The sequence below is a fragment of the Sphingomonas sp. MJ1 (PH-R8) genome (assembly GCF_048058635.1).
In the GTDB taxonomy this organism is placed as follows: Bacteria; Pseudomonadota; Alphaproteobacteria; order Sphingomonadales; family Sphingomonadaceae; genus Sphingomonas.
Window position 1 is genome coordinate 60,210 of the sequence record NZ_JBBEFX010000007.1, and the last position, 12,100, is coordinate 72,309.

10 protein-coding genes and 1 tRNA gene are annotated in these 12,100 nt (G+C 69.1%); 6 read left to right on the forward strand and 5 right to left on the reverse strand.

Annotated elements, in window-relative coordinates:
• Both VPH46_RS08100 and VPH46_RS08105 read right to left on the reverse strand, forming a co-directional pair.
• The gene (locus VPH46_RS08100; protein ID WP_416610342.1) at positions 1–1,380 is read right to left on the reverse strand and encodes a cryptochrome/photolyase family protein; all 1,380 of its coding nucleotides are present in this window, start codon (positions 1,378–1,380) and stop codon (positions 1–3) included.
• A 59-nt stretch (positions 1,381–1,439) separates the two neighbouring features.
• Entirely contained in the window at positions 1,440–2,174 is a 735-nt protein-coding gene (locus VPH46_RS08105) for a TetR/AcrR family transcriptional regulator (protein ID WP_416610344.1), read from the reverse strand.
• On the opposite strand from VPH46_RS08105, the gene VPH46_RS08110 reads away from it, so the two are divergent.
• The 3 genes from VPH46_RS08110 to VPH46_RS08120 all read left to right on the forward strand — a co-directional run bounded on the left by VPH46_RS08110 (position 2,173) and on the right by VPH46_RS08120 (position 6,420).
• Positions 2,173–3,642 (forward strand): efflux transporter outer membrane subunit, encoded by a 1,470-nt coding sequence (locus VPH46_RS08110; RefSeq protein ID WP_416610346.1) that lies wholly within the window; start codon positions 2,173–2,175, stop codon positions 3,640–3,642. The two genes, VPH46_RS08105 and VPH46_RS08110, sit on opposite strands and share 2 nt — an antisense overlap.
• Positions 3,635–4,777 (forward strand): EmrA/EmrK family multidrug efflux transporter periplasmic adaptor subunit, encoded by a 1,143-nt coding sequence (locus VPH46_RS08115; RefSeq protein ID WP_416610348.1) that lies wholly within the window; start codon positions 3,635–3,637, stop codon positions 4,775–4,777. The genes VPH46_RS08110 and VPH46_RS08115 overlap by 8 nt, the downstream gene beginning before the upstream one ends.
• Before the next feature lie 113 nt (positions 4,778–4,890).
• Complete coding sequence (locus VPH46_RS08120; protein WP_416610350.1) at positions 4,891–6,420, forward strand: DHA2 family efflux MFS transporter permease subunit; 1,530 nt, start codon at positions 4,891–4,893, stop codon at positions 6,418–6,420.
• A 143-nt stretch (positions 6,421–6,563) separates the two neighbouring features.
• Here the strand turns inward: VPH46_RS08120 and VPH46_RS08125 are convergent.
• A tRNA-Thr gene (locus VPH46_RS08125) sits at positions 6,564–6,638 on the reverse strand.
• An 88-nt stretch (positions 6,639–6,726) separates the two neighbouring features.
• Here VPH46_RS08125 and VPH46_RS08130 point away from each other — a divergent pair.
• Positions 6,727–6,873 (forward strand): hypothetical protein, encoded by a 147-nt coding sequence (locus VPH46_RS08130; RefSeq protein ID WP_416610352.1) that lies wholly within the window; start codon positions 6,727–6,729, stop codon positions 6,871–6,873.
• Positions 6,874–6,944: 71 nt separating this feature from the next.
• On the opposite strand, the gene VPH46_RS08135 is transcribed toward VPH46_RS08130, so the two are convergent.
• Positions 6,945–8,741 carry an aminopeptidase P family protein gene (locus tag VPH46_RS08135; RefSeq protein ID WP_416610354.1) on the reverse strand — a complete coding sequence of 599 codons (1,797 nt, stop codon included), beginning with the start codon at positions 8,739–8,741 and terminating at the stop codon, positions 6,945–6,947.
• 198 nt (positions 8,742–8,939) lie between these two features.
• On the opposite strand from VPH46_RS08135, the gene VPH46_RS08140 reads away from it, so the two are divergent.
• Positions 8,940–9,497 (forward strand): septal ring lytic transglycosylase RlpA family protein, encoded by a 558-nt coding sequence (locus tag VPH46_RS08140; RefSeq protein WP_132883401.1) that lies wholly within the window; start codon positions 8,940–8,942, stop codon positions 9,495–9,497.
• Positions 9,498–9,736: 239 nt separating this feature from the next.
• Positions 9,737–11,794, forward strand: a complete 2,058-nt coding sequence (locus VPH46_RS08145) for a S9 family peptidase (RefSeq protein ID WP_416610356.1) — start codon at positions 9,737–9,739, stop codon at positions 11,792–11,794.
• Between the two features lie 64 nt (positions 11,795–11,858).
• Here the strand turns inward: VPH46_RS08145 and VPH46_RS08150 are convergent, their stop codons facing one another.
• On the reverse strand, positions 11,859–11,987 hold the full coding sequence (locus tag VPH46_RS08150; RefSeq protein WP_272695160.1) for a hypothetical protein: 129 nt from the start codon (positions 11,985–11,987) through the stop codon (positions 11,859–11,861).
• Positions 11,988–12,100: the final 113 nt, after the last annotated feature.

Sequence of the window (12,100 nt, forward strand, 5' to 3'; positions counted from 1 at the left end):
TCAGCCGCGTGCCGCAGCCGCTGCGGCAAGCGCCCGCTCGCGCGCGGGGCGATGGGCGATCAGGGGTTCGGGATAACCGGCCGGCGCCACGCCCGCGCCGTGCGGGTCGTGGATCCTGCTGTCGTCCAGGCCGGCAAGTTCCGGCACCCAGCGGCGGATATAGGCTCCCGCATCGAACTTGGGCGATTGCACCAGCGGGGCCATGATCCGGCCGAAGGGGCTGGAGTCGACGCCCGTGCCGGCGATCCACTGCCAGTTGACGGCGTTGTTGCCATAGTCCGCATCGACCAGGCAGTCCCAGAACCAGTGCTGGCCACGTCGCCAGTCGATCAGCAGATGCTTCACCAGGAAGCTCGCCGCGATCATCCGCACGCGATTGTGCATCCAGCCGATGTGCCAGAGCTGGCGCATGCCTGCGTCCACGATCGGATAGCCCGTCTGCCCTCGGGTCCAGGCGCGGAACTCCGCATCGGCTTCCGGGCCGGTGCGCCAGGCAAGCGCATCCATCTTCGCGCGACCGTGGGCGGTGCCATAATCCGGCTGCTGGACGATCAGGTTGGCCGCGAAATCGCGCCAGCCGATCTCCCGCAGATAGCTTTCCGCGCCACCCTTGCCGTCGAGCGCGTGCCAGACGGCGGCGGGGGAGACTTCGCCAAAGTGCAGGTGCGGCGACAGGCTGGAGGTGCCATCGGTGGAAGGCAGGTTGCGGGCGTGATCATAGTCGCCGACCTCGTCCGCAAATGCCTCCAGTCGCGCCCGGGCACCCGCCTCGCCCGGCATCCAGTGCGCAAAACCCTCTGCCCAATTGGGGGCGGTGGGGAGCAGGTGCCAGTCCTCCAGCCGATCGCTGCGCGGCGGGTGGGCCATGCCCTGCACGTTGGTGGGTGCCGGTTCGGGCGGCGGTGGCGGCATGTGGAGCTGGAGCGCGCGCCAGAACGGCGTGAAGATGCGGAAGGGTCCGCCGCTGCCGGTGCGGACCATGCCCTCCTCGGCCAGCAGGCGACCGGGGTGGCGCACCAGATCGACCGGCCGGGCGAGCGCATCCTCGGCCTCACGCCACCAGGGCTCCTGATGGGCGAGGCAATGGACGCGCTTGGCACCGGCCTCCTCCGCAATCCTGGCGACTTCCTCGGCTGCACGGCCACGCCGCAGCACCAGCGGGACGCCGAGATCGGCAAGCGACTTGGCCAATGCGGCGAGCGTATGATGCAGCCACCAGCGCTGCGCGCCGCCGATCCGCCATTCGCCGGGCGTCTCGTCATCGAGCACATAGACGGCGAGCACCGGCCCTTCTGCCGCGGCGGCGGCAAATGCGGCCTGATCGGAGAGGCGCAGGTCCTGGCGAAACCAGACGATGCTGGGAGATTTGGAAACGGTCACCGGGGCAGAATACGCGAGGGAGCGAACGGATGCATCCCCGGCCCGACCAAGGCGAGACGTCAGGCGCCTTTGGTCGCGTCCGGGGCATAGGCGCGCAGGAACACCTCGGTCGCGGTCTGAGCCCCGGCGTCGATCTCGGCCGCCGTCGGCGCCGCGCCGCCCCACAACATGCGCTGTTGCAGCCCCATGCACAGATAGGTGACCACGTTGGCGGCATCGGCGGGATCGGCGTGGCGGAGCTGTCCCGCGGCCATGGCAGCGGCGAAGAACTCGGCCAGCAGCTGGCGAGTGCGCTGGGGCACGCGCGAGAAGATCCTGCCCACCTCAGGCGAGCGCGCCGCTTCCGTGGCGACCAGGCGATGGAGCTGTACCGCTTCCAGAGAGGTGATCTTCGCGATGAAGCTGCGCGTGAAGGCCAGCACCGTTGCTGCCATGTCGGGCGTGGGTCGCAGTAGATCCGTCAGCTGCTGGCGATAAACCGCGGTTGCGTCGTCGAGAACCGCATCGAACAGCTCTTCCTTGGAAGGGAAGTAGTTCCACAGCGTCGCCTTTGAGCCACCCAGCTCGGCCGCGATCGCGGACATGGACGTCGCGGCATAACCGTTCTCCAGGAACATCCGCCGGGCCGTCGCCATGATCGTCAGGCGCCGATCCTGCTTGCGTGCCTCGCGCCTGCCGCAGCTCCTTTTCGCATCCTGTTGCATAACCGTACTATAGAGTACAGTTTCTGGTTGACAAGGCTGCGGCGCAGGGCCATCTGCCGCACCGTACCAATCAGTACGGTTTTGCTTCATGATCCGATTTTCCTTCCGGCCGTTGCTGCTTGCCGCCGCGGCCGGTGTCGTCCCGCTGGCGGCCTGTGCGCCAGTGCCGAACCTGGGCGCCCGGCCCGAGGTGCGAACCTCCCAGAACTTTGCCGCCGAGCAGAGCCTGGCAACCACGTCTGCCGCCTCCACCTGGCCCGCAACCGACTGGTGGACCGGCTTCGGCGACCCGCAACTGAGCGCGCTCATCGAGGAGGGGCTGGCCGCCTCCCCCGATGTCGTCGCCGCCGCCGCCCGGCTGCGCGCCGCACGCGCGATCGTCGAGCAGCGCGGCGCTGCCCGGCTGCCGTCGGTGGGCATCGAGGGCGGCGTCAGCGAGAACAAGCAGAGCTACAACAACGGCATTCCAGCCGATTTCGTGCCGCACGGCTGGAACGACACCGGTTCGGTCGCCGCGACCCTGGGCTTCGATCTGGACCTGTGGGGCCGCAACCGCGCAGCCCTGGCCGCCGCCACTTCGGAAGCGGAAGCGTCGCGGATCGATGTCGAGCAGGCGCGACTGGTGCTCTCGACGAATATCGCTGCGGCCTATGCCGATCTGGCGCGCCAGGCCGCCGAGCGGGCGGTGCAGCTGCGCTCGCTGGAAGTCCGCAGGCAAACCGAGCGACTGGTCGCGCAGCGCGTCACCAACGGCCTCGATACGCGGGCCGAAGTGAAGCAGGCAGAGGCGGCCATCCCGACGATCCGCGCACAGATCGCCGCGATCGACGAGAACATCGGCCTGACCCGCAACCGCCTGGCCGCGCTGCTGGGCAAGGGGCCGGACCGGGGGCTGAGCATCGCGCTGCCGCCGCTTCCTCCGGGGGCGCGGGCGCTGCCGGCCGGCGTCACCACCGACCTGATCGGCCGCCGGCCCGACATCGCCGCCGCGCGGGCGCGGGTCGAGGCGCGGGCGAGCGAGATCAAGGTCGCGCGTGCCGACTTCTACCCCGCGATCAATCTCAACGCGCTGGTAGGCTTCCAGTCGCTCGGCCTGGGCAACCTGTTCAAGGGCGGGTCCACCTATGGTCAGGTCGGGCCGGCGTTCACCCTGCCGATCTTCCGCGGCGGCCAGCTGTCGGGCCAGTATCGCGGCGCGCGCGCCAGCTATGACGAGGCGGTCGCGAGCTACGACGGCACGGTCGCCAACGCCTATCGCGAGGTCGCCGACGCGGTGACCAGCCAGCGCGCGCTCGTCGAGCGGCTCGCCCAGACCCGCGAGGCGCTTGCCGCCTCCGAAGAGGCGTGGTCGCTCGCGCGCCAGCGCTACGAGGGCGGGCTTTCGACCTTCCTCGACGTTCTCACCGCCGAAGACCGGGTGCTGCAGAACCGCACCGCGGTTGCCGACCTGGAGGCGCGGTCCTTCGCGCTCGACGTCCAGCTCGTCCGCGCGCTCGGCGGCGGCTTTTCCACCAACATCGCGGCCACGACCGCACGCAAGGACCCGACCCATGGCTGACGCCGCCCTTCCCAACCAGGCTGTCGCAGGCGAGGGCACTAAGCCCAACGGCCGGCGCAAGAAGTTGCTGGGGATCATCGCCGTACTGGTGCTGATCGCAGCGGTGATCTTCGGCGCCTATTACCTGCTGGTCTCCCGCCACTATGTGAGCACCGACAACGCCTATGTCGGCGCCGATACCGCGAGCGTCACGCCGATGATCGCGGCCCAGGTCGCGAGCGTCGCGGTTGCGGACACCCAGACGGTACGCAAGGGCACGGTGCTGGTCCGCCTCGACGACAGCGACGCGCGCATCGCCGTCGCGCAGGCCGAGGCGGATCTGGCGCGGGCGCAGCGGCAATATGGCCAGACGTCCGCCACCAGCACCGCGCTTGCTGCGCAGGTGGAAGCGCGGGACGCCGACATCGCCCGTGCCCGCGCCCAGCTGGTGGCCGCACAGGCCGACTATGAACGCGCGCGGCTGGACCTGGAGCGTCGCCAGCGGCTGGCGCCTAACGGTGCCGTCTCGGGCGAAGAACTGAGCAGCGCGACCAACGCCTTCGCCACCGCCCGCGCGAACCTGGAGCTGGCGCGTGCCGGCGTTGCCCAGGCGAGCTCGACCCGCGGCCAGGCGACCGGCCAGCTCGCGGCGAACAACGCGCTGATTCGCGGCACCACGGCCGCCACCGCGCCCGAAGTGCTGGCCGCCCAGGCCAAGCTCGCCCAGGCCAAGCTCGACCTGGAGCGCACCGTGATCCGCGCGCCGATCGACGGCGTGATCACGCGCCGCAACGTCCAGGTCGGACAGCGCGTCGCCCCGGGTACGGCGCTGATGCTGATCGTGCCGCTCAACCAGCTCTACGTCGATGCCAACTTCAAGGAAGGCCAACTCGACCGCGTGAAGGTCGGCCAGCCGGTGACGCTCACCTCCGACCTCTATGGCGGCGACGTCGAATATCACGGCCGCGTCATCGGCTTCTCGGGCGGCACCGGATCGTCGTTCGCGCTGATCCCGGCGCAGAACGCGACCGGCAACTGGATCAAGGTGGTCCAGCGCCTGCCGGTGCGCGTCGCGCTCGACCCCAAGGAGCTTCAGGCGCATCCGCTGCGCGTCGGCCTGTCGATGGACGCCGAGATCGACCTCCGCTCGCACTAGAGCGGTGTTCGATCCGGCTTCCCCGGATCGCCGCTCTGGTTTCCTTTTGTTGTCGCGGTTGCCGAGCCGGCAGCTGATGCCACCTGCCTCGCAACCGCTTTAAGGACAGGCCCATGAACGCCAAGGCCGAGTCGCCCACGCCCCTTACGGGCGTGCGGCTGCTGCTTGCGGGCGCGGTCCTCGCGCTCACCAACTTCATGGTGGTGCTCGACACCACCATCGCCAACGTCTCTGTGCCGCACATTTCCGGCAGCCTCGCCATCTCGGGCAGCCAGGGGACGTGGATCATCACCTCCTATGCGGTCGCGGAGGCCGTGTGCGTGCCGCTCACCGGCTGGCTTTCCGGCCGGTTCGGCGCGGTGCGGGTGTTCACGGTCGGCATGATCGGCTTCGGCATCTTTTCGGTGCTGTGCGGACTTTCGACCAGCCTGAGCATGCTGATCGCGTGCCGGATCGGGCAGGGGCTGTGCGGCGGGCCGCTGATGCCGCTGTCGCAGACGCTGCTGATGCGCATTTTCCGCCCCGACCAGCGCGCCCAGGCGATGGGCGCCTGGTCGATGACCACTGTCGTCGCGCCGATCCTGGGGCCGATCTTGGGCGGCACGATCAGCGACAGCTGGTCGTGGCACTGGATCTTCTTCATCAACATCCCCGTGGCGGCCCTCTGCGCATTCGGCGCGATGCGGTTGCTGCGCCATGCCGAGACGCCGACCCAGCCGCTGCGCGTCGACAAGATCGGCTTGATGCTGATGCTGCTATGGATCGGCGCCTTGCAGATCATGCTGGACCTGGGACGCGAGCATGACTGGTTCGCGGATCCGATGATCGTCGGACTGGCAGTGATCGCCGGTGTCGGCTTCCTGGTATTCCTGGCCTGGGAGGCGACGGAGGCCGAACCGATCGTGGACCTGCGCGTGTTCCGGCACCGCGGCTATACGGTGGCGGTCACCTCGTTGTTCTTCGCCTTCGGCACCTTCTTCGCCTCCGCCGTCATCATCCCGCAGTGGCTGCAGACGAGCCTGGGATACACCGCGACCTATGCGGGCTATGCGACGGCGTTCAACGGCGTGGCGGCGGTGGTGATGTCGCCGATCGTCGCAAAGCTCTCGACCAAGGTCGATCCGCGCGGGCTGGTATGCTTCGGCATCGTGTGGCTGGGCATGACGACGCTGTTGCGCACGCAGTGGAACAGCGGCGCGGATTTCTGGACGCTCGCCTTTCCGCAGCTGCTCCAGGGGTTCGGCATGCCGTTCTTCTTCGTGCCGCTGATGACGCTGGCGCTGGGATCGGTGGACCCTAAGGAGACGGCGGCTGCCGCCGGCCTGATGAGCTTCCTGCGCACCATGGCGGGCGCGATCGGCACCTCCGTGGTGACGACCATGTGGGACGACAGCTCCCGCGTGGCGCGCAGCGAGGTGACCGGCCGGCTCAACGATGGCCACACCATCGACGCGCTGAGCGCGCAGGGCATGCCGCTCGACCAGGTGCGCGCGATCGTGGCGCAGTTGGTGGACAAGGAGGCGATGGCGCTCGCCACCACCCACATCTTCCTCTTGTCGGCCCTGGCCTTCTTCGGGGCGGCGATGATCATCTGGCTGGCCCCCCGGCCGCGCCGCGCGGCGGACACCAGCGCCGCGCACTGATCCTTCCGGCGGCGGTGCAGCAGGTCTGCGCCGCCGCTGTTCCCTAAGCCTGCAGCCTGAACGCGACGCGCGAAAGCGCGCCGCGCGCGTCTTGGTGCGTGGGGCGGGTCCCCGAAGGGAGTGTCTGATTTTCTAGGAGAAAATGGTGCTGCCGGTGAGGATTGAACTCACGACCTCAGCCTTACCAAGGATGCGCTCTACCACTGAGCTACGGCAGCACACGCCGGCAGTTGCCAGCGGAGGGGCGCCTATGTGCGGGGCGCGGATGATTGTCAACCCGGCATTGCGCGGTTTATGCGAAGCGCGATGAACGACCCCGAAAAACAGGCCCGGCTGGCGCAGGCGCTGCGCGACAATCTGCGGCGGCGCAAGGCACAGGCCCGCGCGGGGGAAGGGACGCCTGCGCCCGTCGAGGAGCGCGCTGGCCGGTCGCAGGAGGATCGGGACCGCTGAAGAGGGCGGATACCCGACCCCGGTCACGCTAACGTTCGCCAGGGAGACGGGAGCATGCGTATCCCGGTCTCTCACCCGATCGGTGCGCACTTCTCCTCCAGCCAAGCGCGAGTGTCCGCATCCAGCAGCGGCGTGGCCCGACGCAGCGTCTCGGCGTGGTAGGCGTCCAGCCACGCGCGCTCGGCCGGGGTGAGGAGCGCAGGCTCGATCAGGCGCCTTTCGATCGGCACGAAGCTGGTCGTCTGGAACGCGAGCATCGTCGCATCGCCACCCGCAGGCGTGTGCTCCACCACCAGCATCAGGTTCTCGATGCGGATGCCGTACTCGCCGGCCTTGTAATAGCCGGGCTCGTTGGAGAGCAGCATGCCGGCGCGCAGCGGCTCCAGCGGGCCGGCACCGGGGTAGGTGGGCTGGGCGATGCGCTGCGGGCCTTCGTGGACCGACAGATAGGCGCCGATGCCGTGGCCGGTGCCATGCGCGAAATCGAGGCCGGCCTCCCACAGCGGGCGGCGGGCGAAGGCGTCGATCTGCGCGCCCGTCGTGCCGTCCGGAAAGATGGCGGTGGCGACGGCGATGTGGCCCTTCAACACGCGGGTGAAGCGGTCGCGCATCTCGGCCGTGGGCTCGGTCACTGGCATCACGCGGGTGATGTCGGTGGTGCCATCGGCGTACTGCCCGCCCGAATCGATCAGGAACAACTGGCCCGGCAGGATCGGCGCGTTCGATTCGTCCGTGACCTTGTAGTGCGGGCTGGCGCCGTGCGCGCCGGTGGCGGAGATCGTCTCGAACGACTCATCCTTGAGCACGCCGGTCTCGGCGCGGAAATCGTGGAGCCGTGCGACGACGTCGAGTTCGGTCAGCGTACCGGCAGGCGCGGTTTCCTCGAACCACTTCAGGAAGCGCACCAGTGCTGCAGCATCGCGCGCCTGGGCGGCATGGTGGCCGGCGATCTCGGCCGGGTTCTTGATCGCCTTGGCCAATACCACCGGATCGCGCATCGGCAGCAGCGTGGCGCCGCCCGCGTCGAGCGCGTCGAAGATCGCCGCGACCGCCCGCTCGGGATCGACGGCGACCCGCTTGCCGGCAAGGGTGCGCAAGGCGGATGCGAACTCCGCCTTGTCGCGGACGCGCACGGCGTTGCCCAGGTGGCGGTGGACGTCGTCGCCGACCTTGTCGGGCGCCACGAACAGCTCGGCGGTGCCGTCCTCGGCGACCAGCGCGTACGAGAGCGCGACCGGCGTGTGGGTCACGTCGGTGCCGCGCACGTTGAACGCCCAGGCGACCGAATCGAGCGCGGAGAGCACCAGCGCGTCGGCGCCCTGGGCGCGCAGCCAGTCGGCGATTTCCGCCCGCTTGTCGGCGGCGCTGCGGCCGGCGAGGGTGTCGGGCTGCACGGCGAGGGGGGCGTCGGACGGCTCCGGCCGGTCCGCCCAGAGCGCATCGATCGGATTCGCCGCGACCGGCACCAGCGTGCCGCCGCGCGGGGCGAGGGCGGCCGCGGTCCGCTCCACCCACTCGCGGGTGTGCAGCCACGGATCATAGCCGATCCGGCCGCCCTGCGGCGCATGGCCGGCAAGCCAGCCGGCGATGCTTTCCTGCGGCACCTGGGCATAGGTCCAGTCGGCGCCATCGACCTGCTCGCGCACCTGCAGCGTATAGCGGCCGTCGGTGAACATCGCCGCCTCGCCGGCCAGCACCACCGCGGTACCGGCCGAGCCCTGGAAGCCGGTGAGCCATGCGAGCCGCTGCGCATAGCCGCCGACATATTCGCTCATATGCTCGTCCGTCAGCGGCACGACGAAACCGTCGAGCCCTTCTTGCGCGAGCCGGGTGCGGAGGGTGGCGAGGCGTTCGGAATAAGCAGGCATCGGCAATCCATCTGGCGGTCGGGGCGGCGCCGGGGGATGCCCCACGGCTGCGGAAGGCCGTGCTGTGCCAGATTCAGCCGGTGGGCGACAGGGCCGCACCCGGACTCGGCTCACCGCTTCGGGGTTCATTCGCCCCGCCGGCTGCGATACCCCGCCCGCATGCCCGACGCGATCCAGATGCCGTCCGCCCTCCCGTCCATGCGCAGGGGGACGTGGCTGGCACTGCTCGCGGTGCCGCTCCTGGCCGCGTGCGGCGGCAAGCACTTCCGGCCGGTGAGCGACACGCCGGTCAAGATCGGCAAGCCCTATACGGTGCGAGGCATCCGCTACACGCCCGCGGAGGATCCGAGCTACGACGCGGTCGGCTATGCCAGCTGGTACGGCAATGAGTCCGGCAACCAGACGGCGAACGGTGAGCGCTTCCGGCCCAAGGGGATCACCGCCGCGCACACCACCCTGCCGCTGCCGAGCTATGTCGAGGTGACGGCGCTCGACACCGGGCGCACCATCTTGCTGCGGATCAACGATCGCGGACCCTTTTCGCGCGGGCGCATCCTGGACCTGAGCCGGGGCGCGGCCGAGCAGCTCGGCATCCGCACGCAGGGCTATGCCGCGGTGCGCGTGCGCCGGGTCGAGCCGCCGGAAAAGGACCGGGCGCGGCTGCGCGACGGCAAGCCGGCGCCGGAGCGGCCCCGTGCTTCGGCAGTGGAACTGGCGAACCTGCGCGAGCGACTGGCGCTGGAGAGCGGGCGCTAGGAACGTCCTGAATCCCAGCCAGCCGTGTACCCCGGCGAAGGCCGGGGCCCAGTCGCGATGGTCTGGCGGAGGCGCGCGAACGGTGAGGCTTTCCCAACTGAACTCCGGCGTGCGCCGGGGTACGGAAAGGGAGCGGCGTGCTGCCCTTCATCCCTGAGCTCCTGCCTGCGCAGGAGCACGATAGATGCAAGCGTTGCCTCCCCTCGACTTCGCAGGCGTCCCGGCCCACATGGGCGGGCATGAACCACCCGACGCCCCCCATCGCAGAGCAGCGCCCCCACAGCTTCGAACGCCACGGCATCACCGTAGAGGACCCCTGGGCCTGGCTGCGCGACGCCGGCTATCCGGAAGTCACCGACCCGGACGTGCTCGCCTATCTGGAGGCGGAGAACGCCTATTTCGAGACGGTGATGGCGCCGCACCAGCCGCTAACCGACCGGCTGTTCGAGGAGATGCGCGGGCGGATCAAGGAGGACGATGCCACCGTCCCGCAGAAGGACGGCGACTGGCTCTACTGGTCCGACTTCGAAACCGGTGGCGAGTACCGCCGCTGGTGGCGCAAGCCCGTGTCGGGCGGCGCGGACGAGCTGATCCTGGACGAGCCGGCGCTGGCCGCGGGCAAGGAATATTTCCGGCTGGGTGCGCTGTCGGTCAGCCCGGACGGCCGCTACCTGGCGTACGCGATCGACGACAATGGCTCCGAACGGTTCGAGGCGCGGGTCAAGGACCTGACCACCGGCGCGCTGCTGGACGACGTGATTCCGGGCACGCTGTCCGAGCTGGTCTGGGTCGCCGACTCGTCGGGCTTCCTCTATGGTCTCGCCAACGACCAGTGGCGGACCGACAATGCCCGGCTGCATCGCCTCGGCACGCCGATCGACCAGGACGTCGAGCTGTATCATGAGGCGGACGAGGGCTGGCGCGTGTCCGTGGGCGAGACCCAGTCGCGCCGCTTCCTGGTGATCTCGGCGGGCGATCACGTCACCAGCGAAGTGCGGCTGATTCCGGCCGACGACCCGACGGCCGAGCCGATCCTGGTGCGCGCCCGCCAGCCGCACGTCGAATATGACGTGGAGGAGCATGACGGCACGCTGTTCATCCACACCAACGACACCGATCCCAACTTCCGGCTGGTGACCGCACCGCTGGAGCGCCCCTCCGAATGGACCGAGCGCCTGGGGCCAAGCGACCATTTCTACATGACCGGCGTCACCACTTTCGCCGACTTCTTCGTGGTCGAGGGGCGCGAGGACGGGCTCGATCAGATCTTCCTCCATTGCTACGACGGCGGCGAGGGGACGGCGATCGCTTTCCCGGAGGCGAGCTATGTCGTGGGGCTCGGCGACAACCCCGAGTACGCCGTGGACAAGCTGCGGCTCGGCTATGAATCGATGGTCACGCCCGGCACCGTCATCGAATATGACGTCGCCACCGCCGAGCAGCGCGTGCTCAAGGTCCAGACCATCCCCAGCGGCTATGACGCGTCGAAGTACGCGACCGAGCGGCTGAAGATCACCGCCCGCGACGGTACGAAAGTGCCGGTGTCGGTGGTCTATCCCAACGGCTTCCCGCGCGACGGCACGGGCAAGCTCTACCTCTATGCCTATGGCGCCTATGGCTATGCGGTGCCGCCGGGCTTCTCGACCAGCCGCATGTCGTTCCTGGACCGCGGCGTTGCCTTCGCCATCGCGCACATTCGGGGCGGCGACGATCTCGGCCAGCAATGGTATCTCGACGGCAAGCTCGAGAAGCGCACCAACACCTTCAACGACTTCGTCGACGTGGCGCGCGGGCTGATCGCCCACGGCTTCACCCATGAAGGCGGCATCGCCATCGCCGGCGGATCGGCCGGCGGTGAGCTGATGGGCGCGGTGGTGAACTCCGACCCCGAGCTCTGGGGCGCGGTGGTCGCGAGCGTGCCGTTCGTCGACGTGCTCAACACGATGCTGGACGAGACGCTGCCGCTGACGCCGGGCGAATGGCCGGAATGGGGCAATCCGATCGAGGACAAGGCGGCGTTCGAGCTGATCCGCTCCTACAGCCCCTATGACAACGTCCGGGCGCAGGCCTATCCCCCGATCTTCATCTCGGGCGGACTGAACGATCCGCGGGTAACCTATTGGGAGCCGGCCAAATGGGCCGCGAAGCTGCGCTTCACCAAGACCGACGACAACGTGCTGCTGCTCAAGACCAACTTGGGCGCAGGTCATGGCGGCAAATCGGGCCGGTGGGAGAGCCTGAAGGAAGCCGCCGAGGAAATGGCGTTCGTCCTATGGCAGCTCGGGGTAGAGGGCTGAGCCCTCGCGGGCGGAGCCGCGGCTCCGCCCGTCGGGAGTGCGCCGCGCGGTTGCGGCGCGGGCGTCAGGCGGCCTTGGCGAACTCGGCGACGATCGCGCGGTCGTTGGCAGCAGTGGTCTTGGAGACCGGTGCGATGTGCGCGCCGACGGTCTGGTTGCGATAGGCGAAATACAGCGCGATCAGGCTGAACATGGTGGACCTCGTGGATGTTTGCTGCGGTGCAGCATCTGTCCCCCTCCATGTGGCGTTTCGGCGCGATTGCAGCAAATGCAATGAACTTGCCGGCAGTTGCGCGGCGCGCATCT

Excerpts from the sequence above, each read along its gene's own strand:
- VPH46_RS08110 (WP_416610346.1), top strand. The coding sequence starts at position 2,173 with ATGATCCGATTTTCCTTCCGGCCGTTGCTGCTTGCCGCCGCGGCCGGT.
- VPH46_RS08105 (WP_416610344.1), bottom strand. The coding sequence starts at position 2,174 with ATGAAGCAAAACCGTACTGATTGGTACGGTGCGGCAGATGGCCCTGCG.
- VPH46_RS08115 (WP_416610348.1), top strand. The coding sequence starts at position 3,635 with ATGGCTGACGCCGCCCTTCCCAACCAGGCTGTCGCAGGCGAGGGCACT.
- VPH46_RS08120 (WP_416610350.1), top strand. The coding sequence starts at position 4,891 with ATGAACGCCAAGGCCGAGTCGCCCACGCCCCTTACGGGCGTGCGGCTG.
- VPH46_RS08130 (WP_416610352.1), top strand. The coding sequence starts at position 6,727 with ATGAACGACCCCGAAAAACAGGCCCGGCTGGCGCAGGCGCTGCGCGAC.
- VPH46_RS08135 (WP_416610354.1), bottom strand. The coding sequence starts at position 8,741 with ATGCCTGCTTATTCCGAACGCCTCGCCACCCTCCGCACCCGGCTCGCG.
- VPH46_RS08140 (WP_132883401.1), top strand. The coding sequence starts at position 8,940 with ATGCGCAGGGGGACGTGGCTGGCACTGCTCGCGGTGCCGCTCCTGGCC.
- VPH46_RS08145 (WP_416610356.1), top strand. The coding sequence starts at position 9,737 with ATGAACCACCCGACGCCCCCCATCGCAGAGCAGCGCCCCCACAGCTTC.
- VPH46_RS08150 (WP_272695160.1), bottom strand. The coding sequence starts at position 11,987 with ATGTTCAGCCTGATCGCGCTGTATTTCGCCTATCGCAACCAGACCGTC.